The sequence below is a fragment of the Flavihumibacter solisilvae genome, assembly GCF_000814475.1.
Lineage (GTDB): Bacteria > Bacteroidota > Bacteroidia > Chitinophagales > Chitinophagaceae > Flavihumibacter > Flavihumibacter solisilvae.
Genome location: NZ_JSVC01000045.1, coordinates 85,840 through 111,826, shown reverse-complemented (window position 1 = coordinate 111,826; position 25,987 = coordinate 85,840). Strand labels below are relative to the sequence as shown.

19 protein-coding genes are annotated in these 25,987 nt (G+C 47.2%); 16 read left to right on the top strand and 3 right to left on the bottom strand.

Translation table 11 applies throughout. The features are described 5' to 3' along the window. The first annotated feature begins 8 nt into the window (after window positions 1-8). Window positions 9-785 carry a fibrobacter succinogenes major paralogous domain-containing protein gene (locus OI18_RS22955; protein ID WP_052273509.1) on the top strand — a complete coding sequence of 259 codons (777 nt, stop codon included), beginning with the start codon at window positions 9-11 and terminating at the stop codon, window positions 783-785. 25 nt (window positions 786-810) lie between these two features. Here the strand turns inward: OI18_RS22955 and OI18_RS22950 are convergent, their stop codons facing one another. Then, the gene (locus OI18_RS22950; RefSeq protein ID WP_039144491.1) at window positions 811-1,911 is read right to left on the bottom strand and encodes an MBL fold metallo-hydrolase; all 1,101 of its coding nucleotides are present in this window, start codon (window positions 1,909-1,911) and stop codon (window positions 811-813) included. A gap of 51 nt (window positions 1,912-1,962) precedes the next feature. On the opposite strand from OI18_RS22950, the gene OI18_RS22945 reads away from it, so the two are divergent. Both OI18_RS22945 and OI18_RS22940 read left to right on the top strand, forming a co-directional pair. Continuing rightward, window positions 1,963-3,183: a nucleoside permease gene (locus tag OI18_RS22945; protein WP_039144488.1), complete on the top strand. Its 1,221-nt coding sequence runs from the start codon at window positions 1,963-1,965 to the stop codon at window positions 3,181-3,183. Window positions 3,184-3,328: 145 nt separating this feature from the next. Beyond that, a complete protein-coding gene (locus OI18_RS22940; protein ID WP_039144485.1) occupies window positions 3,329-4,288 on the top strand; it encodes a TolB family protein in 960 nt (319 codons plus the stop codon). Here the strand turns inward: OI18_RS22940 and OI18_RS22935 are convergent, their stop codons facing one another. Continuing rightward, complete coding sequence (locus OI18_RS22935) at window positions 4,289-5,164, bottom strand: DMT family transporter (protein ID WP_039144484.1); 876 nt, start codon at window positions 5,162-5,164, stop codon at window positions 4,289-4,291. A 105-nt stretch (window positions 5,165-5,269) separates the two neighbouring features. On the opposite strand from OI18_RS22935, the gene OI18_RS22930 reads away from it, so the two are divergent. The 6 genes from OI18_RS22930 to OI18_RS22905 all read left to right on the top strand — a co-directional run bounded on the left by OI18_RS22930 (window position 5,270) and on the right by OI18_RS22905 (window position 13,849). Then, window positions 5,270-5,845, top strand: coding sequence for an RNA polymerase sigma-70 factor (locus OI18_RS22930; protein ID WP_052273508.1), 576 nt, complete (start codon window positions 5,270-5,272; stop codon window positions 5,843-5,845). Between the two features lie 69 nt (window positions 5,846-5,914). Then, entirely contained in the window at window positions 5,915-7,012 is a 1,098-nt protein-coding gene (locus OI18_RS22925) for a FecR family protein (protein WP_039144482.1), read from the top strand. A gap of 199 nt (window positions 7,013-7,211) precedes the next feature. Next, the gene (locus OI18_RS22920) at window positions 7,212-10,520 is read left to right on the top strand and encodes a TonB-dependent receptor (RefSeq protein WP_240312827.1); all 3,309 of its coding nucleotides are present in this window, start codon (window positions 7,212-7,214) and stop codon (window positions 10,518-10,520) included. Between the two features lie 9 nt (window positions 10,521-10,529). Continuing rightward, a complete protein-coding gene (locus tag OI18_RS22915; RefSeq protein ID WP_039144480.1) occupies window positions 10,530-12,332 on the top strand; it encodes a RagB/SusD family nutrient uptake outer membrane protein in 1,803 nt (600 codons plus the stop codon). Window positions 12,333-12,435: 103 nt separating this feature from the next. Beyond that, window positions 12,436-13,299, top strand: coding sequence for an SDR family NAD(P)-dependent oxidoreductase (locus OI18_RS24095; protein ID WP_052273507.1), 864 nt, complete (start codon window positions 12,436-12,438; stop codon window positions 13,297-13,299). A 49-nt stretch (window positions 13,300-13,348) separates the two neighbouring features. After that, complete coding sequence (locus OI18_RS22905; protein WP_039144478.1) at window positions 13,349-13,849, top strand: DUF1579 domain-containing protein; 501 nt, start codon at window positions 13,349-13,351, stop codon at window positions 13,847-13,849. A 58-nt stretch (window positions 13,850-13,907) separates the two neighbouring features. On the opposite strand, the gene OI18_RS22900 is transcribed toward OI18_RS22905, so the two are convergent. Further along, entirely contained in the window at window positions 13,908-14,735 is an 828-nt protein-coding gene (locus tag OI18_RS22900; RefSeq protein WP_082038102.1) for a CHRD domain-containing protein, read from the bottom strand. A 604-nt stretch (window positions 14,736-15,339) separates the two neighbouring features. On the opposite strand from OI18_RS22900, the gene OI18_RS22895 reads away from it, so the two are divergent. From OI18_RS22895 to OI18_RS22865, 7 genes are read left to right on the top strand one after another with little or no spacing between them, the layout of a single operon-like run. Then, the gene (locus tag OI18_RS22895; protein WP_039144471.1) at window positions 15,340-18,378 is read left to right on the top strand and encodes a SusC/RagA family TonB-linked outer membrane protein; all 3,039 of its coding nucleotides are present in this window, start codon (window positions 15,340-15,342) and stop codon (window positions 18,376-18,378) included. Between the two features lie 10 nt (window positions 18,379-18,388). Next, window positions 18,389-19,735: a RagB/SusD family nutrient uptake outer membrane protein gene (locus OI18_RS22890; protein WP_205410098.1), complete on the top strand. Its 1,347-nt coding sequence runs from the start codon at window positions 18,389-18,391 to the stop codon at window positions 19,733-19,735. Window positions 19,736-19,754: 19 nt separating this feature from the next. Continuing rightward, complete coding sequence (locus OI18_RS22885) at window positions 19,755-21,068, top strand: DoxX family protein (protein WP_152616947.1); 1,314 nt, start codon at window positions 19,755-19,757, stop codon at window positions 21,066-21,068. Between the two features lie 16 nt (window positions 21,069-21,084). Next, entirely contained in the window at window positions 21,085-22,743 is a 1,659-nt protein-coding gene (locus OI18_RS22880) for a hypothetical protein (RefSeq protein WP_039144467.1), read from the top strand. Beyond that, window positions 22,743-23,294, top strand: coding sequence for a c-type cytochrome (locus OI18_RS22875; protein ID WP_082038101.1), 552 nt, complete (start codon window positions 22,743-22,745; stop codon window positions 23,292-23,294). Before OI18_RS22880 ends, OI18_RS22875 begins: the two co-directional genes overlap by 1 nt. Before the next feature lie 24 nt (window positions 23,295-23,318). After that, window positions 23,319-24,548: a sulfite dehydrogenase gene (gene soxC / locus OI18_RS22870; RefSeq protein ID WP_072039069.1), complete on the top strand. Its 1,230-nt coding sequence runs from the start codon at window positions 23,319-23,321 to the stop codon at window positions 24,546-24,548. Between the two features lie 2 nt (window positions 24,549-24,550). Continuing rightward, window positions 24,551-25,981 (top strand): phytoene desaturase family protein, encoded by a 1,431-nt coding sequence (locus OI18_RS22865; RefSeq protein WP_039144611.1) that lies wholly within the window; start codon window positions 24,551-24,553, stop codon window positions 25,979-25,981. Window positions 25,982-25,987 lie beyond the last annotated feature (6 nt).

The following is a 25,987-nucleotide window of genomic DNA, read 5'->3' as shown; positions in this document are numbered from 1 at the left end:
CACTCATTATGAAAATGGCATTAACTACCCTTGTGCTGTTCGGTGGTATCGTATCCTTCTCCAGCTGTTCAAAAACAGATTACACCGAACCAACGATTACTTCCCTCGCCAAAGTAAACAGGGATCACAAAAAAAACAGGATCGCAGCTAAGTGTGTTGACATTGATGGTAACGAGTACAAGACCATCAAGATCGGGAACCAGGTGTGGATGGCCGAAAACCTGCGCGTGACGCGGTATAGAAACGGTCAACCTATTGCAAATGTCAGTTCAACGGCCGATTGGGCTAGCCTGGCAGAGAAGACTGATAAAGCAGCCTGGTGTTTTTATGGAAACAATGCTAAGAATGAAAGCATCTATGGAAAGCTGTACAATTTTTATGCAGCTAAAGATTCACGCAACATCGCTCCTCAGGGCTGGCATGTTCCAACAAATGAAGAATGGATCCAATTGGGAGACTACCTGAGAGGCGTTGCGACTGCAGCAGGTAAACTCAAGGCTACAGGAACCACACAGTGGGCAGCACCAAATACAGGGGCAACCAACAGCAGCGGATTCACTGCGTTACCAGCAGGTGAAAGACTTGCAGATGGTACATTTGGCGGTTTGAAGTTACGTACGCATTACTGGTCAACCGACCTCTATGGCGGAGATCCGTTCACCCAGTATTCACTTGCAGTATCCCTGTTCTATAATCAGCAGCTCCTTTACAACAGTGCGGATGGCAGCTTCAATGGCCTCAATGCACTGGCTGCATTGTCTGTACGTTGCGTCAAGGACAATTAATACATCGCTCTTTTCCCAACAGAAATTACCGGTTTGATAACCACCATTGATTCGTGGAGGGTGTGGTAACGTCTATGTTTACCCGCTCTCCGATCAATGGGGTAAGTATCGTGGCAGTATGATGAATGCCAGCCGCAGATAGCCTGATGATGGGATCGTCCCAGTCGTGATTGGCAAGGGCAAATTTCGACCAGTGAACCGGCAGCAATTTGCCAGCCTTCAGATCCTGTGCAGCTTTCAAAACCTCTTCAGGCATCATGTGGATGTACTTCCAGTTTTTATCATATTGGCCGTTTTCAAGTATGGCCAGGTCGAACGGTCCATACTTGTTCCCTATGTTCGCAAAATGCGAATCGTAACCCGAATCGCCGCCGAAGTAAATGCGGTGATTCGGTGTTATTAAAATGAAAGACAGCCACAAAGTTCCGTTCCGGCGAAATCCCCTTCCTGAAAAATGCCGGGTAGGAGCAGTGTGTACTACGAATCCGTCATCCAGTACCACCGTTTCGTCCCAGTCTTTTTCGATGATTGTTTCCGGTGCGAAACCCCAATGCTCCAGGTGTGCTCCCACACCTAAACCAGTTATTATCCTGCCGATCCGCGGCTTAAGTTTCATTACAGTTGTATAGTCAAGGTGATCCCAGTGGTCGTGCGTGATGAACAGGTAATCAATTGCAGGTATGTCATCGGCAGTGTACACATCGCTGCCGCCAAAACTCCTTGTCGTGAATTTTACCGGTGAGGCATGACCGCTGAGAACAGGGTCAACCAGGATTTTTTTTCCTTCCAGTTGAAGGAAGTAAGACGAGTGCCCGAACCAGACAAGTGAATTTTCATTTGGCTGGAGTCCATTCAGGTCCGTTTTCTGTGTAGGGACCAATACCTGGGGTTTTTTTCTTTTCGAAGGGGAGAAGAAGAACTCACGGAATGCCTGGTAAAAGCTTACACCTTCCGTGAGGGTGGGAGTATTGCTCAGGTTGTGGAACTGTCCCTCTTTGTAATTCGCCGACCGCTTCATCTGCTCCAGTCTTTTCCCCGTTGGCGCCCTGCCAAATTTCGGCTGCCTCAAAAAAAGGTATACTGCCAATACCGCCAGTAACACAAACAATACTATTATTACTGTCATAACAATTCCAATTTATAGTATTTTACCTGCCGAATCAGAATAAAACTGCATATGAAAAAAAGTACCGGTGCCATGCTTTCGCTTATGATGTTCCTTGAATACTTTATCTGGAGCTCCTGGTATGTGACCATGGGTACCTATATGAAGGAACAGCTGAATGCAACGGATGTTCAGATCGGCGCTGCGTTCAGTGCATTGGCCCTGGCAACGATCCTGTCCCCGATTTTTGTGGGACTGGTGGCCGACAGGTACTTTGCGGCACAACGCATTATGGGAGTGCTGCATGTTGTAGGTGGTGCTTTACTTTTCCTTGCAACAACAATTGGAAACAATACGGCATTTTATTGGGTGATCCTGGTTTATTCACTGGTGTACATGCCAACGATCGCGCTTTCGAATAACATTGCATTCAACCAGATGACCGATCCTGGCAGGCAATTCCCGTGGATCAGGGTTTTTGGAACGGCGGGGTGGATTGTTGCAGGAACGATTGTCGGCAACCTGGGTATCGAAAAATCACCCGCAACTTTTCATATTGCAGCAGCAGTTTCCGTTTTTCTCGGGTTGTATAGTTTCCTGTTACCCAATACACCGCCGAAAGGGAAAGCTGCGGAAGGCTCCGCTGCATCAGCTATCGGTGCCGAGGCTCTCGTCCTTTTTAAAAGCCGTCCGTACCTGATCTTCTTTATTTCAGCGATCCTCATCTGCATCCCTCTGGCATTTTATTACAGCTTTGCCAACCCGTTTCTTAATGAAGTAGGTATGACAAACGCAGCAGGTAAGATGATCCTGGGACAAGTATCAGAAGGTCTTTTCATCCTTGCCATTCCATTCCTGTTCAACCGGATTGGCGTAAAGAAAATGTTGTTGCTTGGAATGAGTGCCTGGGTACTCCGGTATATTCTCTTTGCATATGGCTATGGCGATCCCAACAGCTGGATGTTGTATATGGGTATCATACTGCACGGCATCTGTTATGATTTCTTCTTTGTTACCGGTTATATGTATACGGAGAAAAAAGCAGGCGAGAAGATCAAGAATGCGGCACAGGGGCTGTTCACTACGGCCACATACGGACTGGGAATGCTTATCGGAACCTGGTTCTCGGGAATCATTGCCGAAAGCTACAAGATTGAAGGCGGCCACAACTGGCAGGGCGTTTGGATAGTACCGGCGATGATCGCAGGTGCGGTACTGGTTTACTTTACCATCTTCTTTCGTGAACGAAAAGAGATCGCGGTTGCTGAAAGTCCGACTTTGTCTCAACGCTGATTACTGTTAATATTAGTGTCATGAACGAACTGGATGCACTGAAAACTTTGGTTGAAATGAGTAGACATTAATGGGAAAAATATACTTATCAGTTGATGCCTGGATGGGGTTGCAGTACTAATTTGGCGCCGCAAAACCTTATTCAATGCGATTATCGAAAATGTTCCTGGCGTTTTGTCTTGCCATCACTGTGTACTCTTGTTCAAAGGAAAGTGAAACAACACCTAAACCCCAACCAGAACCGAATCCAGAACCTCAGCTTACAGGCAAAATAGTTTTCTCAAAATCCTTCGGGGATACTGTGGGTGTTGGGATTTATGATGTGGATAAAGACAGCCTTTCTATCCATAATCTGGTTGAGCCAGCATTAAATCCTTACTACGTTGACCCAAAGTTGTTGTTTGACAAGTCGGGTTATTTTGTAACTGTACAGACAGGTAACAATCAGTTTGGACTTTTTTATGCAAGTGCAGATGCGAAAGAGAAGAAGGCTATTCAAAACACCGAGCTGTTTACGGTCGTTTCTCCCTCGCCCGATGGAAAGAAATTGGCAATCGCTCATCCTGATGCAAATGGCAATTACCAGTTGTTTCAGGCTGATATTTCCGGGTTAAACAAAAAACAACTAACGAGTTTTACCCGCCCAATAGGGAAGGTTAATGTGGCTAACCTTTGCTGGTCAAATGATGGAACTATTTTCTTTATGTCCAATGTAGATACACCGCGGGCAAATGCCTACTCCATTAATCCTGCAACCGGGCACTTGAAAAAAATTCCAAACAGTACCGGAAAAAGCATGTTTTTCACTTCAGTATCAAAGGATGGTAAAAAGATACTCTATTATCATTCGACAGGAACTGGTGCTTCAGAAGTGTTCTCCATGAATGTAGATGGATCTGGTACCCGGCAGCTTACAAACTTTGGCAGGCTAACCGGTGATGCTGCGTGGTCACCTGATGGTAATTATGTCGTTTTTTCTTCTGATTTTGAAAGTCCTAAAGAATCAGGATATGACAATCTATATATTATTACGTCTGATGGAACTCCAGTAAGAAAGATCACAAACAATACATCTGGATATTTGTGGTATGCGGACTGGAAATAATTACGCATTCTTCAGCAAGATGATCACTACCGAACCAGCCAGCATAATGACAGCGCCCACCAGCTTTTTACGGATGTCCTTTTCACCGAAATAGCGATGGCCGAAAAAAACACTCACTATTACGGACAGTTGAAATAACGCCAATGCGTAGCCGACATCCATGTATTTGAAAACATAATTAGTGCTGAACTGCATGATGCCGATGCAGGCTACCAGCCAGGCAAATTTCTTAATATCATAGGGCCGGATCTGTCTGATGCCTGGCCCTATCTTTTGCCCGTACAGGAATGCCAGCCAGAAAGAGAAGAAAGCGCCGGTCCAGCACCAGCTGAGAAACCCCACTTCGGGCGACGACAACTGGATGACGCGCTTTATAAAGATCGCTTCGATCGCGGTCAGGATCAGCGCCCATAACCTGTACTGTATCTCCTTCCTGCCGAAAAGACCCCAGGAAAATCTTTCTCCCATAGTGTCGAGTACGAAATAACTCCCGGCAATGATCAGCAGCATTCCCAGCATGCCCCACGCATTTGGGAACTCACGCAACAAAACAATTCCTACAAGCATTCCTACTACGGATTTGTAAGCATTGATCGGTCCAAGTACCGATAATTCTCCTTTTTCAAGTGCCTTCACAAGGAAACCATTTCCGCAAGCTCCCGCGATTCCTGCCTGCAACGAATACATCCACCATTCTGCAGATAAGTTGGCAAACGGTGTTCTAACGGCAATGGCTATACATACAACGCTCAATAAAAAATACGTAAGGAAATTTACCAGCAGCGGATGGTACCCGCGCGCAGTCAGCTGCTTCTGGAACACATTCGCAGCGGGATTGGAGAAGATTCGGAGTACAACACTGACCAGGAGGATCATAAGAAATGGAAAAGTAGAAATTAATAAGTAAAAACATTTGGTCTTTGGTTTTTACAATAAAAGATTTAATTTTCACTTCGTTTGCTTATTGTGCCATTTAGAAACATGACTGCTCAACTTCAATTACAATCCTATATTGAACGTGTAGCGCTTTTTGGTGACCAGGAAGCTTTTGAAAAACTGTATTATCACTTCTATAAAAAAGTGCGCGGTTTTGCGATGGCCTTGGTAAAAAGCCAGGACATCGCTGAGGAGGTCACTGCAGATCTATTCGTCAATCTCTGGAAGAGCCGCGCCCGGCTGATTGAGGTGGAGAATATTAATCTCTATGTTTATGTTGCTACAAGGAACCTGGCAGTGAAGCACCTTGAAAAAAATAACCGGAGCAGTGAATTCAGTCTCGAGGAACTTGATGCTGATAAGCTTATTTCCGGGTACCAGGATCCGGAGGAAACGCTGCTCAATGGTGAAATGATCCGGCACCTGCACGACGCGATTCAATCCCTTCCGCCACGATGCAGGGTTATTTATAAAATGGTTCGCGAAGACGGCCTGAAGTATAAGGAAATTGCAACTATACTTAATATTTCCGTCAAAACTATCGACGCCCAGATGGCAATCGCAACCCGGCGGATAAGCCAGTCCATTCGCTTCGTTTTCCCGGAACGTACCGTAAAATAAAAATCTTTTCCTCTCTTTAGGGGATTTGCCTGCGTTGTTATCTCCTTAGATAGTAACACCTAACAGCACATGGTATCCGAAAGAATCTGGCATCTCGTAGCAAGAAAACTCTCCGGAGAAGCGTCTTCCGGCGAGATAAAGGAGCTCGAAGACCTTTTAAGGCAGGATCCCGGCACCGCGAGCCAGGTAGAAATACATGAAGCATATTTCCGTCAGCAGTCTCCTGAAATAAATCCCGACGAAACTGACCGTGCTGCCTGGCAGAAACAACTGGTTCAGATGCAAAGGCATTTCCCAGGCGAGTTTGACAATGAAGCCAGCAAGCCATTCCGCCCTGCACTGAAAAAAACAAAAAAGCCCTTATTGCTGATCGTTAGCTGCACCGTAATTACATTGGCTGTTGCAGTCTGGTTTTTTGCAAACAACTATCCACGAAGCAGGCAAATTGCTACACAGGTTGACACCGGGCACGGCAACCTGTATTTCGGCAAAGGACGAAATGTGCTTCCTGACGGCACAATAGTGTGGGTAAACAGCAACAGCAGCATTACATGTAAACCAGGGTACGGGCAATCCAACCGCGATATCTTGTTATCGGGAGAAGCATACTTTGATGTTACGCATCGCGCGCTTCCGCTGGTAGTACATGCAGGCCCGGTAAATATAACTGTTAAAGGGACGGCGTTTAATGTAAGATCTTATCCCGGTGACAGTAAAGTGGAAACCGCGCTGATAAGGGGTGTGGTGGAATTATCGACACATTTTGATGCGGAGAGAAAAATCCTGCTCAAGCCAAACGAAAAGATCGTCATTTACACGAAGGAAGATTGCCGTCCTGCAAAGGCACGTGGAATTGAGTCGATAAGCAGTCAGCCCCTTGTTTACGAAGTGAATAAACTTACCCGTGAATCGCAAAGTAGGCTGATTCCTGAAATCGCCTGGCTCGACAACAAACTGGTTTTTAACAGCGAACCGCTTGCAGACCTGGCGGAAAGGATGGGTCGCTGGTACAACGTCAGCATTCATATTGAAGACGAATCAATCGCCAGGGAAAAATTCACCGGTGTGTTCCAGAACGAAAGCCTGGAAGAAGCTCTCAATGCCATGCAACTCACATACTCATTCCGCTACTCAAGGAAAGGAAACATAATTACCATTCAAAAATGAAATCGCCAATGACATAAATCAAACCAGAATAACAAAAAAGGGAGATGCGTCAACATCCCCCTCAAACCAAAGCTAACTGGGGCCAGGACTGCGAATCTTAAGCCCCTATTGTAAACTTTAATGATTGCAAAATATGCAAAAATGCGCTAAACCCCGGCATTTACCGGGAGGTCAATCCTATTTGAAACTGCTGCTGATTATGAAACTAACCGCTCTGTTTTTAACCGTATTCTGCCTGCAGGTCGCCGCAACAGGTATGGCCCAGGAAACTGTGACGGTTTCTGTCCGGAATACCAGCCTGAAAAAGCTGTTTTCCATTATCCAGCGCCAGACGAACTACCGGTTCCTTTACCACGACGGGCTGGTCAGCGGGGAAACCCGGATTGACCTCGAGGTCAGCGATATGCCCGTGGACCAGGTACTGAACCGCGTGCTGTCAAATACTTCCCTCAGCTACCGGTTGGTCAATAAAAATCTTGTAGTGATAAACCGTTCTGCGGAGATGGACAAAGACATAACGGTGAGAGGAAAGGTCACTAACGAACAGGGACAGCCGCTGGAAGGTGTATCTGTAAACATCAAAGGTTCCAAAAGCGGTACTGTAACTTCTGCAACCGGTGAGTTTGAACTCGAAGTTCCGGAGGGATCCGTGCTTGTTGTTTCCTCAATAGGCTTCGATTCAAAGGAAGTAACGGTGAACGGAAATGAACCTATCAGCCTTAAAATGATTCCATCGAGCAAGGGCCTTGAAGATGTTGTAGTGATTGGTTACGGAACATCAAAGAAGACAACCCTGACTGGTTCAGTAAGTTCAGTAAAGGGACGCGAGCTTATACAGTCTCCGGCAACCAACGTGAGCAACAGCCTGGTTGGTCGTTTACCCGGACTTACAGCGGTAACGGGTAGCGGGGAACCAGGATATGATGGATCTACGCTGCGAATCCGTGGTATGAACACGCTCAATAACAACGACGTACTTGTTGTGGTCGATGGGATTGCAGGCAGAAGCCTTGACCGGATAGATCCTAATAGTATCGAAAGCGTTACGGTACTTAAGGATGCATCAGCAGCGATCTATGGAGCGCAGGCTGCAAACGGGGTGATCCTGGTCACTACAAAAAGGGGAAAGCTTGGTAAACCTGAGATCAGTTTCAACGTGAACTTTGGTTACAACCAGCCGACCAGGATTCCCAAAATGGCTGATGCCGCAACCTACGCGACAATGCTGAATGAAATCGCAGCGTATAATGGTTCACCCGCAAAATATACAGACGAAGAGATCCGAAAGTTTAGTGATGGATCAGACCTCTGGAAATATCCGAATACCGACTGGTTCGACGAAACACTTAAAAAGCGTTCTGCACAGAATGCATACAATGTGACAGTGTCGGGTGGTACAGATGCCATGCGCTATTTTGTTTCCCTGGGAGCAAAGACACAGGAGGGAAACTATTATAATAGTGCGACAAAGTATAACCAGTATGATTTTCGCAGTAATCTCGACGGCAAGATCAATAAGTACATGTCACTTGCAGTGGATGTAGCTGGCCGGCTGGAGGACAGGAACTACCCGGTTCGTGGAGCGGGTTCCATATTCCGCATGGTCATGCGCGGTAAGCCAACTCTTCCTGCCTACTGGCCCGATGGAACTCCAGGTCCGGATATTGAATATGGCGACAACCCTGTTGTGATCAGCACAGATGCGACAGGTTACGACAAGGACAAATACTATGTACTGAATACAAACCTTAAATTGAATATTTCGGTTCCCGGTGTGAAGGGTCTTACCCTTACAGGTAATGCCTCATTCGACAAAGGTTTCGATTTCCGCAAGACCTGGCAAACTCCCTGGTACCTGTATACCTGGGACTATAATACCTACGATGCTGATGGCAATCCCGTACTGGTAAAAGGAAAGAGAGGTTTTGACGATGCGAGGCTGAATGAATACTCTCGCGATGAAATTACCAAGACGTTTTACGGGCTGGCCAATTATGACACTAAAATCGCTGGTGATCACGGCATCAGATTAATGGTTGGATCGGAATTGAGGAAAGGAAATGCCGATTATTTCAATGCATTCAGGAGATACTATGCTTCCACAGCAATTGATCAGCTATTTGCAGGCGGCGCTGCCGAAATAAATAATGGCGGATCAGGATGGGTGAATGCAAGGCTCAATTATTTCGGCCGTGTTAACTATGCATTCAGGGAAAAATACCTGGCGGAGTTCGTATGGCGCTATGATGGATCTTACATCTTCCCGGAACAAAACCGTTGGGGTTTCTTTCCCGGGGTTTCACTTGGATGGCGGGTGTCAGAGGAACCATTCTTTGCGAATAACATCAATTTTATTGATAACCTTAAGATCCGTGGATCATGGGGGCAGACAGGGAACGACAGGATCCTTGAATGGCAGTACATGACTACTTATGCATATGGCAACTTTATCAGTTCTCCATATTTCCCTTTCGTCACAAACGGATCAACAGAAAACCAGACACTTTATGAAACAAGAATACCAAACCTGGATGTTACCTGGGAAAAAGCAGACCAGGCTAATATCGGTTTCGATATGACGATGCTCAGTAACAGGTTGTCGATCGAGGCGGACTATTTCAATTACAAACGTTCCAATATCCTATATCCCCGTAACGCATCGATCCCGGCTTCGGCGGGACTGACCCTGCCTCCTGAGAACATCGGTATCGTGGTGAACAGGGGCTTTGATTTCAATATCACTTACCGTAACGGCACAAGGGACTTCAGCTATTCGGTTGGACTCAATGGCGGATATGCAAAGAATAAGATCCAGTTCTGGGATGAAGCGCCTGGTGCCCCGGAGTACCAGAGATCTACTGGTCATCCAATGAGCACCGGTTTGTATTATGAAGCCATCGGCGTATTTCATGATGCATCGGAACTGGACAAGTATCCCCACTGGTCCGGTGCTAAACCCGGGGACCTGATCTTTGCAGACCTGGATAAAAATGGGGTTATTGATCCTGACGACCGCAAGCGCGTTGATAAATCCACTGTGCCTACGTTTACCGGTGGACTTAACCTGAGCCTTCAATATAAGGGTTTTGACCTGGCCTTATTGTTCCAGGCTGCAACAGGGGCGGTTAATTATATCAACACGGAATCGGGGGAAATTGGAAACTACCTTCAAAGCTTTGCTGATGGCAGGTGGACAACCGGCAATCCGACTTCGGACAAGCCCCGGGCATTTAATCGGGGAAATGAGTACTGGGCGAGCAATAACAATACTTATTTTCTGCTTAAGACAGATTATGTAAGGCTTAAGAACCTTCAGCTCGGTTATACCTTACCGGTATCCCTGACCCAGAAGGCAGGCATGCAGCAAATGAGGCTGTACATCAGCGGGTACAACCTGCTTACTTACAGCCCGGATTACAAAGACTTCGACCCTGAAGCGTCAGCGGGAAGCGGACAAAGCTACCCGCTACAGCGCGTTTTATCAGCTGGTGCCACTTTAACCTTTTAATTGTTAGCTATGAAAAAATCAATCATCAAATACTCCATACTTGCAGTTTTACTATCGGCAACAGGTTGTAAAAAAGAATTGAACCTGACACCCGTTGACCAGTTTTCTGATGCAAGCGTATGGAATGACCCTGCACTGATACAGACCTTTGTCAACAATATATATGGCGGTGTGCCTCATGGATTTGGATGTATCATGATGGCTTCACTTGCAGATGAATCGATGTACAATGCCGATTTTGGTACCAGTAACGTTACTAAAAGCCTGATCACGCCAGGTGATATGTCCATATTCGCATATGATTTCTGGGCTTCCAATATGAAGCAATATAACTGGCGTACGGCTTATAAGTTTGTACGCTCGGCGAATCTTTTCTTTGAGAAAATAGAAACAGCTCCTGTAGAGGCATCTGCCAGGGACGCGATGAAAGGGGAAGTACATTTCCTGCGTGCATACCTATATCATAACCTGGTATCATTTTATGGTGGCGTGCCGATTATTACAAAAGCATACACCCTAAATGATGACTTCGCAGTTCCCCGAAACACATATGAGGAGTGCATTAATTTTATAACTGAAGAATGTGATAAAGCTGCCGCCTTGTTGCCCGTAACCCAGAAAGACAAGGGAAGGGTGACAAAAGGCGCAGCGCTGGCCTTGAAATCCAGGACGCTGCTGTTTGCTGCCGGTGACCTCGCCAACAGTAATGCCTCATGGGCCGGTGCTTATGCCAGCAAGGAACTCGTAGGATATGTCGGTGGTGATCGTACTGCACGTTGGCAGGCGGCAAAGAATGCAGCCAAAGCAATAATGGATATGGCAGGAGAGGCAGGCTATGGACTCTATATGCCGAACCCCGCTAATGCCCAGGAGGCTACAGCCAATTACAGTGATATATTCCTGAAGCATGAAACTTCGGAGGATATCTTCTTCAAACATTTTACAACTAAAGTGGATCAGAACTGGGATGGATACAATCCCGGGTTGTATAACACGCCGAATGGTTATCACGGCTGGGGAAGCAACTGCCCGACGCAACAGTTTGTTGACGCCTTTGAAATGGCCGATGGAAGCAAATTCAATTGGAGTAATCCAGCCCAGGCTTCGGATCCATATTCCGGCAGGGATCCAAGGTTTTATTCTACCGTACAGTATAACGGGGCGAAATGGAGACCTAGGCCTGCAGATGTGGCAACACGTGATCCGCAGGGAGTGATCCAGACTGCGTTTACCGAAAAGTGGACCAATGGAGCTATGGAAGTAATTTCCGGACTTGATACAAGGAAGAGCCCGATCGAAGACTGGAACGGTACTTACACGAGCTATTTTCTCCGCAAGTTTGTTGATCCATCCATTGACGCGCAGTTTTCAAAACAAACGCAGCCATGGCGTTATATCCGATATACTGAAATTGTATTGAACTATGTTGAAGCCTGCCTGGGGCTGGGTGAAGAAGCCGAAGCGAAAACCTACCTGAATATGATCAGGAGAAGATCCTTTATGCCCGACATCACAGAATCGGGAGCGGCCCTTGTTCAGCGTTACCGGAACGAGCGACTGGTTGAACTGGCCTACGAAGGACATCGCTATTTTGATATCCGCCGCTGGATGATTGCCGACCAGGCATATACCAACGTCAAAGGCGTGGAAATCGTTTATAAGCTGAAGCCCGATAATACAACTTCACCTACTCCTACATATACTGTAAAAGATGTGCAGAACCGAGAGTGGAATGCCCGGTTTTATTTTATGCCAATAGAACAGGATGAATTGAACAGGAATATCAACCTAGTGCAAAATCCATTGTATTAATCTATACAGGTTAAAAAATTAAGGGTCTCCCTAATGGAGACCCTTTTTATTTCATTATATCCGCTGGCACAGTTACTGCATCGTTTGACAAAACCTTCCGTAAATGAAGTTCACTGTCATTGCTTACCTGTTACTCCTGACAGGTGGTTCCATAACAATGCAGGCACAGCAACCTGTTAATAATAACAGGCCTTATGCACTTGTTGCAGGTGGTAGTAAGGGAATAGGTTTTGCTATTTCAAAAGCGCTGGCCAAACGGGGATTCAACCTCGTGCTCATCGCCAGGCATGAAGATGGACTGAAGCTTGCCAAACAAAAACTGGAAGCGGAGAACAACATCCATGTAGAGTACCTTGTGCATGATCTTGCTTTTGAATCATCAGCTACAGAAATTTCAAAATGGTGTATTGAACGGGATCTTCCACTAAAGGTGTTGTGCAATGTCGCAGGCCTTGGTGGTGCAAAGGACTACCTGGAGATTCCCCTGGATACAGTTCGTTATATGGTAAGGCTTAATGTGGAATCTGCTATGGCGTTGACTTACTTGTTGCTTCCACTGCTTGAAAAGAATACTCCGGCCTATGTGCTGAATGTTGCCAGCATGGCGGGATATGCCCCTATGCCAACGAAGAATGTTTATTCAGCTACTAAGTCTGCGGTAGTTTTTTTTAGTTATTCACTTCGATACCAGTTAAAGGATAAAGACATCAGTGTAAGTTGCCTGACGCCCGGACCGGTTTTTACTAAGCCAGAGATAGAAAAAGATACAAAAAAGACTCTGGGAGTCTTTGGTGTGTGGATGGCTGTACCACCTGAAAAAGTAGGTGAAATTGCAGTCAGAAAGACTCTCGATGGAAGAATGCTGATCATTCCCGGGTTCCTGCCATCTGTTACATCCTCCGTAATTCGTATTCTGCCACGGAGATGGGTTACTTCACTGTATAGCAAAGTTGACAAGAAAAAATAGTGCTGCTGATCCTGGCGGATAATTATCACCTTTAGGGAAAGCGTCATGTATGTCAAACACCACATTTTCCGAATCATTTCAACTGGGAGTTCATTCTGAATTTCAAAATTATACCGGAAACTGGACAGGCCGATGCCGGGTATGGTTCGGACCTGACCAACTTGCAGATGAAGCCGAGATGACCGGGACCATCCGCATAATCCTCAACGGCAGGTTCCTGGTTCATGAGTATACTGCCAGCTTTCAGGGCAAGCCATTGGAGGGCTTCATGATAATGGGATATGACCTCCATACTGACCGTTTTCAATCTGCCTGGATCGATACTTTTCATATGAATACGGGAATACTATTTTCACAGGGTGGGACTGGTAAAAAATCAAGGCCCGACGTAGTTGGTAGTTATTCAAGCGGAGGGGAGAGTCCCGAGGAATGGGGATGGCAAACTGATATGCAATTGCAGGAAAATGGTGAGCTGATCATTACAGCTTATAATATTTCACCGCAAGGAGAAAGTGTAAAAGCAACTGAAACCATTTATCGCCGGATATAAAAAAGGTTGCCTCCCTGGCAACCTCCTGATACAGATTAAAACAGGCCCTTACTTTTCTTTACCTGATCTGGCCACGAATTGCACCGTCAGGCCAAAGGTTGGTGTGCGCGTTTACATATATCGCCGCTGTTTTGATAGCAGCAAAACCGGCATCGTCAAGTGTAACTACTTTGGGTACGCCAAAATCAGCAGGACCAGCCGCAAGACCGACCAGTACACTGCCATTCGCGCCTGCCGCACCGTTATGTATATGCGCTGCTGTCCATTCATCCCCTGATTCCAAACCGTCCACATTAACTATGTAATAAAGATTTTTATCTGCTGTCATCCTGAGTCGGGCATTCCCTGTTGCAGTAGTGACAACCTGTGGAACTTCATTTTCGCCAGACAATACAACATCCTGCGCAAACTCCATCCTGCTGTTAAGCTGCCCACGGACAAGTCCGCCACCCACCTGAGTGGAATGTACATTAAAATAAAGTTGATTGGCATCGTTCTTCAGGCTGTCTACCAGTGATTGCCGGACGTTTGTAATGGTGCCGGTAGCAGTACCCCCGTTAAAAGATGGAGAGAAATCCTGTATTACGGGACCGTTAATGACCGGATCTCCCGTATGAATATGTGCTGCCTGTAATGCGTCACCACTGGCTACATTATTTACTGTAATTGTATATTTGAGCGAGTTGTCCGCCATCAGCTGAAGTGCCAGGTTCCCGGTTTCTGTTCTGCCAGGTACAGCAGGATTTTCGTTAGCGGTGCTCAGGTCAATATTCCATTCTTTTACAACTGAGGGTTCCGGATTGTTATCGTCATCATTAGAATCACAGGAAACAATAAGTAACGGCAGACTTAACATCAACATCCCTTTTAACAATAGATTTTTCATGATCTAATTTTTAGTGTTGTTAAACTTTGCCATGCTCCTCTACCATCTATCCCAACGACAAAAAGCATGCGCAGGTTGGCCGGTGTTAAAAAACTGCGGGCATGTTTTTTGAATGTCGCAACTTTTTTTGCCCGGAACGAACAGATCGATATACGATGAGTTCTTTTTGAAAAAGAAAAAAATGTTTTGACAGTTCAGAATTTTGTATTTCTTTTGTCTATATAAATAGTAGACTAGTAATTCGTCTACGGCAGAATGGTTGTTAACCACCAGCAACCAGAGGCTGCAAGCCAAAACTTTTATAAATCACCGACATGAAAAAGTTGCAAACCCGTGCTGCACAACGGAGGATGGTGGACGTCAGATACATTTGTTTCATATCCACTTATTGTTGTTAGGACAATCGCTCCCCAGTATTCCTGGTGAAATGATGCTGCCATTTATCGCTTTCCGATCCGGAGCGGCGATCACCTGTAAACATAACTCCTAGGTCAACAGCCTTGCGTAAGCCGGCCTGTCCGGTGGTTGGTCATGTGCCGGCTTACCTGCTGTTATCATAGGTACGGTTATATAACAATCGGTCAATTTCTGTAAACGAACTTTCATGCGAACAACTCTAATATATATACTGTTTTTACTTGCTAACGGTATGGTATACGCGCAGCAGGAACATCGCGATATCAGCGGTACTGTTGCAGATGCCAACAATAACAAACCACTTCCCGGGGTCAGTATCAGCATCCAGGGGATTACCGGTGAGATCATTGCCGATGAATCAGGAAAATTCAATATCCGTGTACCAAAGGGACACCGCGTCCTCACATTCAGCCTGGTTGGTTATCAAAGCAGGGATCTTGTACCGGGAACAGACGGTTTCCTTTCAGTGTCCCTTCAGCGCAGCAACCGCCAACTTGATGAAGTTGTGGTTGTCGGTTATGGCACGCAAAAGAGAAAAGACCTGGTTGGCGCTGTAACCAAAATCAATCCCGCTGATACACGGCATATCCCTGCAGGTAGCTTCGATGCGCAGCTCCAGGGTAAGGCACCTGGTGTACAGATAACAACCAATACCGGGGTTCCGGGAGAGGCAGTGAATGTCCGGCTCCGCGGTGCGACTTCAATTAATGCTGATAATACACCTTTGTACGTCGTTGATGGTGTATTCATCAACAGTAGTAGCCTTCAGACTATCAGTACCGGGGGAAAATCAACATCACCCATTGCTGATATCAATCCAAACGACATCGCTACCATCGAGATACTGAAGGATGCAGAAGCGACAGCCCTGTATGGTTCCCGTGGCGCTAATGGTGTGGTTCTCGTCACAACCAAAAGAGGAAGTTATAACCAGAAGCCAAAGATTACTTTTGATATCAGCGGGGGATCTGCCTGGGCGCCACCATTGTGGGAACTTACTACCGGTCCCGAACACGCGACGCTGGTGAATGAGTGGTGGATCAATACCGGTGTCGATAATCCATCCCTGAACAGAAATTATGCAAACCGTCCTTTCCGGCCGAAATCAGAAGTTATCAACGGTGTAGCAGGGCGTGGCTTACCCGAGGAGCAACAAACTTATGATCGGCTGTCGGAAGTATTCAGAACAGCTACACTTCAACGCTATGACATTTCAGTTGCAGGTGGCAACCAGGGAACGCGCTATTACATAGGTGGCGGTTACGACAAACAGGAATCAATATTAAAGCCCATCAGCTTTGACCGCGCCAGCCTGAAAATAAATCTCGATCAGAAGATCGGATCCCGTGCCCAGGTTGGCGTCAGCAATACCGTTACAAGAAGTTATCGTAACCAGGGACGTGCGGGCGACGGTCCTGCAGGAGGGCTCCTTCAGGCAGCGCTGCATACTCCAACGTACCTTTCTCCATATAATGATGAAGGTGTGCCGGTGGGACGGGCCGGCTTCGATAATGTCTCACTTCTGATAGACCACTATGATGTGAATTCAAGGAGTCTACGTTATATAGGAAATCTATATGCAGAACTGGAAATATTGCCCAAGCTGGTATTGCGGTCGAGCTGGGGACTTGATTATAACAACTATGACGAATCGGAATACTGGAACAACCTGTTGATAGCAGGAAGTCCCAGCGGTCTTGCCACCAGCAGCATCACGCAGAATTCAAACTGGGTAAACGAACAAACCCTGTCATACCGCCGCAGCTTTGGCAGCAAGCACGCATTTGGTGCGATCGTCGGCAATACCTTACAGCAAAGCGTTTATGACCGTACCTACCTGGAAGGACGTGGTTTTGCAAACAATTCATTCACCCAGATCGCTTCGGCATCCGCAGTAAGCGGAACACAGTCATGGAGCAAAAATTCACTCGCTTCTTTCTTCGGTAAAGTCGATTATTCATTCAACGACCGGTACCTGGTTAATTTCAGTCTTCGGGCAGATGGCTCGTCAAAGTTTGGTGATAATCATAAGTGGGGATATTTCCCTTCTGCCGGCATTGCATGGCGAATAATCGAAGAGCCATTGGTGCAGCGCATTAACGCAATCAGTGACCTTAAGTTGCGTGCAAGTTATGGTATAACAGGAAACCAGAACGGCATTGGTGACTTTGCTGCTCAGGGATTATGGAGTGGCGCAGTTTCATATGAAGGCGCAGCAGGTATTTCCCCGCAACAACTGGCAAACCAGGATCTTAAATGGGAACGTACCAGCCAGTTTAATATCGGTCTCGATCTCGGATTGTTCAATGACCGCCTTTCTTTTGAGTTCAATTTCTACAACAAGTACACGCGTGACGGACTTCTGCAATTGGCGCTGCCTTCCACAACAGGTTTTGATACATACTGGAGCAATGCCGCTGAGATCAGCAACAAAGGATTTGAGCTGGGCATAAGATCAGTGAACATTGTTGCAAAGGAATTTCGCTGGACTACGGGGATAAGTCTTGCCCAAAACATCAATAAAATAGAAAAGCTTGCGACTCCCCTGCAATATGGAAGCCGTAATCTCATCCTGCAACAGGAAGGTTCGCCATTGTATTCTTACTGGTTGTACAAGCAACTGTATGTAGATCCTGAGACTGGTAAAGCCGTGTATGAAGATGTGAATAAGGATAATGCTATTACTGCCGCAGACAGGCAGGTGATTGGAAGTGTATGGCCGAAGTTATTTGGTGGCATTTCCAATGATTTCAGCTTCCGCAATTTTGACCTTGGTATCTTCTTCTCTTTCCAGTATGGAAATGATACATACAACCATAATCGCTTCTTTGGTGAAGGGGGTGGCGCAAGGGATGCCGCAAGGGTAATATTTGCAAACAACCTGAAGCGCTGGCAGCAGCCCGGTGACAAGACCGATGTGCCCCGCTCGGATGGTGTGAACGTAAACAATTATCTCGATGGCGGAAGCCGTTGGCTTGAAGATGGCTCGTTTCTCAGATTGCGCAGCCTTTCACTGGGTTATACCATTCCGAAAAAGATTGTCAGCAGGATCCGGTTCGAAAATATCCGTTTGTACTGCCTGGCCAGCAATCTCTTCCTGTTAACCAGCTACTCCGGCCCTGATCCCGAATCAAGCGCCAACAGCAGTCAGAACCAACCGGGTATTGACCTGGGTACACCACCTCAGCCCAGGAGTGTGCAATTCGGAATTAATGTCACCCTGTAATGCAATGAACATGAAAAAATTAGTTAACAGCATATCCTTCTTTTTATTTGCAGCAGCATTATTTTCCTGCAACAAATTCCTCGATGTACAACCAAAGAATTCCGTATCGGACGAAGTGACAATTTTTAACAAAGCTTCATCTGAGCAGGCTCTGCGGGGCGTATACAATGCGCTTGCTTCCTCAAATTATTATGGCACAGGATTTCAGTCCATCGGTTACCTGTCTGGCGACAATGTTCAATGGACAGGCTCGCAGTCGCAGGTTCAGGAATTCATCAATCATGATGTCAGCGCCGAGAATTCAACAATAGCAGGCGCATGGTCTGCCATTTACCAGGTTATTAACCGGGCAAACAATGTAATTGCCAAAGTGCCTTCGGTAGTTGATCCGCAGCTGACCGACGCATTCAGGAATCAATTGATAGGCGAAGCATATTTTATCCGTGCGCTGGCCTATTTCGACCTGGTAAGGACCTGGGGCGGTGTTCCCCTTATCACCTCACCGACAACTTCACCCAAAGAAAATTCCGGAATAGCCCGTAGTACGGCAGACGCGACATATAGCCAGGTGATCAGCGATCTCGAAAATGCAGATGCCTTGCTGCCTGAAACCACAAACCGGTATCGTGCAACCCGCAAAACCGTGTATGCATTGAAGGCCAGGTATTATCTCTATCGTGGTCAATGGGCGGAAGCGGAACAGTTCGCGTCGTTAGTAATCAATGATTCCGCGTCATACCGGCTTGTTGGTCCATACAATAGTTTTTTCGCTGCTGATGCACGCGGAACTGTTGAGTCTGTATTTGAAATATTTTACAATGGAACCACGGAAGTAAATGGGCATCGTAACCAATGGCAACCACAAACAAACGGTGGAACGAGGCAGTGGGCTCCATCGCCGGCATTGCTTGCATTGCTCAGTGACCCGGTGACCGCAGGCAACAGGACATCACTGGTCGGCAAAGACAACCAGGGCCGGTGGTATGGCAATTTATATTACCGGAACCCTGCTTCCGATCCCAGCTGGGTGATACGTGTTGCCGAATTATATCTTATTAGGGCTGAAGCCCGCGCTCAATTGCAGAACACAGCCGGGGCGCTGGAAGATCTAAACCGTATTCGCTACAGGTCTGGATTGCTGCCCGCTTCGGAAAATACGAGCGACCTGTTGTTATTGGCAATCGAGCAGGAACGAAGGCTTGAATTTGCATTTGAGCCTCACCGCTGGTTCGACCTCGTTCGAACAAACAGGGCAATTACAGTACTGGGATTTACTGACGTAAACAAGTTGTTACTTCCTATTCCTTCACAGCAGATTCTTGTCGATAAGGCGCTCGTTCAAAACCCTGGTTACTGAATCAATTAATCAAATTCATATGGCAATTCGTAGAATCGCAATCCTGTTTTGCTTCACCTGGTTCGCCTTCTTATGTGTGCCGGTAACGCCCCAGTTCTGGCAGGAGTTGTTTGCCCTTAACTGGAGTGAGCCGGGTTACAGCAATCTTTTCAGGTTGGCACATTATACTCCGCGCATTTATCCGGGGCCGGACACTTTCCTGAATTGGGCAGCAGTTGCAGTGATTGCATTCGTTATCGGCATCGCCTGGGTATTGATTGGCAGGGAAAAGACGGGACAGGCAGAACTACTATACTATGGAGTCAGGGCGCTGGCCAGATACCGGCTCGCTGTGGCAATTTTCGCCTATGGGTTTTTGATGTACCATCCGTTACTGGCACCTTATCCTTCACTCAGTAACCTGAATACCGCTTACGGCGATTTTACACGATGGAAACTGTTTTCGCTAAGCCTGGGCATTGTACCTGGATACCAGTCGTTCCTCGGGCTTGTACAGGTTATATGCGGACTGCTCCTGTTGTATCGGAAAACAGCAAGTATAGGTGCGTTTATCATTTCCATTTATCTGGGGAATGTATTCATGTCCAATCTCGCTTATGAGGGCGGAGAAACAGTTTACAGCCTTTACCTTATCATTCTCTCATTATTTGTGTTGTCATACGATGCACGCAGGCTTATCGATCTGCTGATCCTGCAACGGCCCGCAAATCCGAATACCTATCAACCGGAATTCCCTTCACATTGGCTCCGGGCGGGACGTGTTGTGTTGAAAGCTTCCTTCGTACTGGTGTTTGTGTTGTTCTATGCCCTTAGTACCCGTGAGGCATTCGCCGCGGATCGATACCAGTTCCCCGCTGCTAGCGGTCTGAGCGGAGTCCATGGAATCTATAACGTCATTGAGTTTGAGCGGAATGGAACAGCAGTGCCGTATGATTCTGTTTGGACCGGACGGTGGCGGGATGTGGTATTTGAAAAGTGGCCAACGGTGAGCATCAGGTCCTCAAGAAATGTAGCGATCGATTCAAATAATACCGAGCACTTCGAAAGTGACGACAGGTTGAGAACATACGAACTTGAGGGATCAGCCGGAAGACATTACTACAGCTATATCGTTGATCCGGCGAAGCACATACTCACTCTGTCCAACAAAAATCCTCATTATAAAGGTGAGACTCTGCAGTTTGTTTACAGCCAGCCAGACGAATCAACTCTCATACTGTCAGGAAACGACTTTAATAACGACAACCTGAAAGTTGTGTTGAAGCTGCGCAATAAGAAATACCTGATAGAGGAAGCAAAGAGGACTGGTAGAAGAGGCGCCATCCGATTATAAACGTAAAAACTTTTTTATGTCATCCCTGGTTACAACAGCGAACGACCTGGTATTAAATCAGGAAATTAAGGAACGCCTTGTGGCTACACCTTCGGCATGGACTGCGTATGAGAAAATACTCTTCCGCATTGCAGTTATTTTCTTCATCTGCATTTGCATACCTAACAGCGTTGCATGGTTTGAGCATGTGATCGCTATTGACTGGACGAGCCTGCATTACCGGGATCTGTATGATATTGCCAGGTTCGGGTCAGGTATCAACATTTTTGGCAATACTATTTTTGGCAGCAATCTGCTCGGATATGCCAACTGGGTAACGACTTTATTGATTTCTATTGCGGTTGGACTGGCCTGGTCCTGGATTGTAAGGGCACGGGGCACAGAAAGAAGCGAATATCAGGTTCTTTACTACTGGCTCAGAGCCGTGGTACGTTACCGGGCAGGCATTGGAATTATTGGTTTCGGGTTTACCAAGTTACTCCCGGTGCAGATGCCTTACCCGTCACTTGGCTTGCTGAATACAGACTTTGGAGATTTTACTGCGCAGAAGATCTACTGGCTTTCAATTGGGATAGTGCCCTGGTACCAGATCTTTGCAGGCATTGTTGAAGTGCTTGCGGGATCGCTGTTGCTGTTTCGTAAAACAACTGCAATTGGTGCAGTTCTCCTGTTCGGAGCATTAGGAGATATTGTATATGTGAACTTTGCCTATGATGGCGGTGTGCATGTTTACAGCTCTTATTTTGTTTTGCTGTCGGCCTTTTTGCTGGTGCCTGAAATTCCCAGGCTGTATAACCTGCTTATCAGGGAGAGGGTAACTCAGCCTTTCGGGTTTTACCCTGTTTTGCCACAGTGGTTAAAAATAACACGTGTAGGATTGAAATCAGGCGTGCTCCTGTTGTTCCTTGTCGTCTTCTTTTACTTGCAGCTGGTTAATTTCCTTTACGATCCGTACAAACAGCCGTCGGTAGCAGGTGTACTGCAATTAAGAGGTAACTATGCAGTTGCAGAATTCAGGTTAAACAATAACGTGCTTCCCGCAAATGCCCAGGACACGTTGAGATGGCAGGAAGTGACATTTGAAAACTGGTCAACCCTGACATTCAGGGTCAATCGTCCGACACCACTTGACCTGTCGAACGGAGGTGGCGATCCGCAACGCGATGTAAACAGGACTTTTGAAGTTAGCGGTGTCGCAGGCGGTCAGCGGGTGTTTCACTATGAAGCCGATGAGAAGGAACAGACACTATACCTCGAAGATAAATACAAGCCAATTCCAGACAGGCGAAACCGGACGGCCGGGGTAGGGGGAGACGGCGGTTCTGACAAGAACCTGCAATCGCCTGCAGTAAGGAATAAACCAGCAGTCCGGACGAATGCTGTGCTCTGGAAGCCGGAAGAATGGATCTCACCTGCAGCAAGGGAAAGGATAGGAAATGAAGTGGATAAAATTGATGCAAAGGCGCAGACAACCAGGCGCAGGCGTGAGTTCGCCCAGGCTAGATCGTTAGAAAACCGGAACAGGATGATTTTGCAGTACAGTACTGCCGACAATGGCAATATTGTCGTGCTGACAGGCCTGAACGAAAATAAAGATTCAATTAAGGTCGTGCTGAACCGCGTAAACAGGAACTACGCATTGTCTGCAAGCACGTTAAACGCAGGAAAATATTGATGACCCGAATATGGATAACTGCAATACTGCTGCTGAACATTATTTGCGGCGGTTGTGACCAGTATGCTACTGAAGAACAGAACAACCCATTATTCGGATTGGGGGTTCCGGCAACGGATACCCTCATCCGGAAATGGGATGATGATGTGCGGCCAGACGGAAAAGGTTTTCCGGCAGGTGAAGGTGATGCCAGGTCGGGTAAAATTGTTTATTCGCAGAAGTGTGCGTCCTGTCATGGCGCAAACGCAGATGATAACACTTTTGGAAAACTGGTAAGTCTGCCGGGTGATACAAGCAAATCGAAATCTGTCGGTTCGTACTGGCCCTATGCCTCTACGGTATTTGACTATATCAGGCGTGCAATGCCCTTTAATGCCCCGGGCAGCCTTACTAACGATGAGGTGTACGGGCTGACAGCTTTTATTTTAGCCGGGAACAGTTTGATTCCAGATACTGTCGTACTCGATGCCTCTGTGATTCCTAAAATACAAATGCCGGCAATGAGAAAATTTGTGCCCGATGACCGAAATGGTGGTTTTGAAGTGCGGTAGACTGGCTTAAACCCTATGAGTGAAATGAACAACAAAAAAATATACAGCAGGCGGGCTATACTGGCTGCGTCCGCCGCTGCTGCGGGAATAGCGCTGGTTAAGACAACCGCTGGCCAGTTGGTCCACGCGCTTGTGCCTGGAGATAAACCACCGGCAGATCCCACTACAATACAGGGAGTGCCTTCGGGCAAGATCGGTACCCGTTCGCCCTTCGAGCAATTGGTAAAGAAACCTTCAGATATTTCTGCGCGCACACCGTTGCAGCACCTTGTTGGAACGATGACACCTTCCGATCTTCACTTTGAACGGCACCATGCGGGTGTCCCGTTTATCGATCCTGATCGTTACCAGTTGCTGGTTCATGGAATGGTAAGTCGTCCAACCGTTTTTACGCTCAGCGACCTGAAACGGCTTCCTTCATTTTCCCGGATTGCCTTCCTGGAATGTTCCGGAAATTTCAGGACTGGCAAGGAGCGGATGACTCCACAGGAGGTGTGCGGACTCACAAGCCAGAGCGAATGGACGGGAGTTTTGCTTTCCACTTTGTTCAGGGAAGTTGGAATAGATCCACGGGCAAGCTGGTTCCTTGCGGAAGGCTCGGACGCTGCAAAAATGACCCGCAGCATTCCAGTGGCAAAGGGAATACGCGATGGCATGATAGCCTACGGTCAGAATGGGGAAGCGTTAAGGCCTGAACAGGGTTATCCCGCCCGACTCTTCCTTCCCGGCTGGGAAGGTAACACTTCGGTGAAATGGATCCGCCGGATAGAAGTATCGGATCAGCCATTTATGACGCGTGAGGAAACCTCCAAGTACACTGAATCGATCAAAGGTGGAAAGATCCGTCAGTTCAGCTTCGATATGGATGCCCGCTCGATTATTACTTTTCCTGCATACCCGGTAAAGATTACAAAAGGCTGGATAGAAATAAGGGGGATAGCATGGAGCGGCCGGGGAAAGATCACTAAGGTGGAAATAAGCACGGACGCGGGCAGACACTGGGCACCAGCGCTCCTTCAAATGCCGGTACTTGACATGGCACACACATATTTCAGGTACATTTGGAAATGGAACGGCGAACCAACGGAGATTCGCAGCAGGGCTGTTGATGATACCGGATATGAACAGCCGACTCTTGACCAGTTGGTTGCTGCCCGCGGCAAAGAAATGGGTGGATACCATCTGAACCCAGTCACTTCCTGGCAGATCAAAAGAGACGGTGAGGTATTGTTGAAGCCTGAAAAATGGAAATAAAAATGGCACGTACTGATTATGATGCAATCGTCGTAGGATCCGGACCCAATGGATTGGCTGCAGCAATAACAATGCAGCAGAAAGGCCTGCGGGTGCTGCTGATAGAAGGAAAAGAAACCATAGGTGGAGGGCTTCGCACAGCTGAGATCACGCTTCCGGGATACCGTCATGACATCTGCTCTGCCATTCATCCTCTTGCCGTCAGCTCGCCTTTTTTCCGTCAGTTGCCGCTTGAGAAATATGGTTTAAAGTTTGTACAGCCACCTGTGTGTGCAGCTCATCCTTTTGATGACGGTACTGTCGCAGCATTATTCCGTTCTGTCGACGAAACGGCTGACCGACTGGGTGTCGACCGCCAGGCTTATCACTCTGCCTTGAGCTGGCTGGCAAAAGAATGGCCGGAGATCTCAGCCGATGTGCTTGGTCCATTGACTTTCCCTCGTAATCCTTTCGCTTTGGCACGTTTTGGAATTCAGGCACTGCGCCCGGCCAGCGGCTTTAGCAAGAGATTTCGTTCCGAACAGGCAAGGGGCCTGTGGGCTGGCATGGCTGCTCACAGCATGTTACCGCTTTCAGACCTGACAACCAGCGCAATCGGGCTTGTCCTGATGGCCGCTGGGCACAATTATGGCTGGCCGATACCGGTCGGCGGATCCCAATCGATCGCGAATGCGCTTGCCGCATATTTCACGGAATCAGGTGGCACGATCAGGACGGGTTGTATGATTAAAAACCTGGATCAGCTGCCATCATCAAAAGTTATTTTGTTTGACTGTACACCAAAACAGCTCCTGGATATCGCCGGTGACCGGTTCACATCGTTTTACCGTCGGCAGCTGAGCAGGTTCAGGTATGGAATGGGCGTTTTTAAAGTTGATTGGGCACTTAGCGGACCTGTTCCATTCAGGTCGGAAGAATGCAGGCAGGCAGGTACCGTACACCTTGGCGGAACAATAAAGGAGATAATGCATTCGGAAAGTGAAATCGCGGCCGGCAGGCATCCCGAAAAACCATTTGTTCTGTTGGCGCAGCAAAGTGTATTTGACCCATGCAGGGTGCCTCTCGGAAAGCAGGCCGTTTGGGCCTACTGTCATGTTCCCAATGGCTCGGAAAATGATATGACGGCTGCCATTGAACATCAGGTAGAAAGGTTTGCTCCAGGCTTTCGCGATCTTATACTTGCCCGCAGTACAATGAATACAACAGAAATGAATCAATATAATCCCAATTACATCGGCGGTGATATTAACGGTGGCAGGCTCGACATCGGCCAGTTGTATTCCCGCCCGGCATTGCGGATTTCGCCTTACCGCACAAGTGCAAAGGGAATATATATTTGTTCTTCCTCCACGCCTCCCGGGGGCGGAGTGCATGGTATGTGTGGTTATCATGCTGCGCAGACCGCATTGAAAGATTTTTTTAATTTGAATTAAATAACA

Coding starts and splice junctions, on each gene's coding strand:
- OI18_RS22955 (WP_052273509.1), top strand. CDS start 9: ATGAAAATGGCATTAACTACCCTTGTGCTGTTCGGTGGTATCGTATCC.
- OI18_RS22950 (WP_039144491.1), bottom strand. CDS start 1,911: ATGACAGTAATAATAGTATTGTTTGTGTTACTGGCGGTATTGGCAGTA.
- OI18_RS22945 (WP_039144488.1), top strand. CDS start 1,963: ATGAAAAAAAGTACCGGTGCCATGCTTTCGCTTATGATGTTCCTTGAA.
- OI18_RS22940 (WP_039144485.1), top strand. CDS start 3,329: ATGCGATTATCGAAAATGTTCCTGGCGTTTTGTCTTGCCATCACTGTG.
- OI18_RS22935 (WP_039144484.1), bottom strand. CDS start 5,164: ATGATCCTCCTGGTCAGTGTTGTACTCCGAATCTTCTCCAATCCCGCT.
- OI18_RS22930 (WP_052273508.1), top strand. CDS start 5,270: ATGACTGCTCAACTTCAATTACAATCCTATATTGAACGTGTAGCGCTT.
- OI18_RS22925 (WP_039144482.1), top strand. CDS start 5,915: ATGGTATCCGAAAGAATCTGGCATCTCGTAGCAAGAAAACTCTCCGGA.
- OI18_RS22920 (WP_240312827.1), top strand. CDS start 7,212: ATGAAACTAACCGCTCTGTTTTTAACCGTATTCTGCCTGCAGGTCGCC.
- OI18_RS22915 (WP_039144480.1), top strand. CDS start 10,530: ATGAAAAAATCAATCATCAAATACTCCATACTTGCAGTTTTACTATCG.
- OI18_RS24095 (WP_052273507.1), top strand. CDS start 12,436: ATGAAGTTCACTGTCATTGCTTACCTGTTACTCCTGACAGGTGGTTCC.
- OI18_RS22905 (WP_039144478.1), top strand. CDS start 13,349: ATGTCAAACACCACATTTTCCGAATCATTTCAACTGGGAGTTCATTCT.
- OI18_RS22900 (WP_082038102.1), bottom strand. CDS start 14,735: ATGAAAAATCTATTGTTAAAAGGGATGTTGATGTTAAGTCTGCCGTTA.
- OI18_RS22895 (WP_039144471.1), top strand. CDS start 15,340: ATGCGAACAACTCTAATATATATACTGTTTTTACTTGCTAACGGTATG.
- OI18_RS22890 (WP_205410098.1), top strand. CDS start 18,389: ATGAAAAAATTAGTTAACAGCATATCCTTCTTTTTATTTGCAGCAGCA.
- OI18_RS22885 (WP_152616947.1), top strand. CDS start 19,755: ATGGCAATTCGTAGAATCGCAATCCTGTTTTGCTTCACCTGGTTCGCC.
- OI18_RS22880 (WP_039144467.1), top strand. CDS start 21,085: ATGTCATCCCTGGTTACAACAGCGAACGACCTGGTATTAAATCAGGAA.
- OI18_RS22875 (WP_082038101.1), top strand. CDS start 22,743: ATGACCCGAATATGGATAACTGCAATACTGCTGCTGAACATTATTTGC.
- soxC (WP_072039069.1), top strand. CDS start 23,319: ATGAACAACAAAAAAATATACAGCAGGCGGGCTATACTGGCTGCGTCC.
- OI18_RS22865 (WP_039144611.1), top strand. CDS start 24,551: ATGGCACGTACTGATTATGATGCAATCGTCGTAGGATCCGGACCCAAT.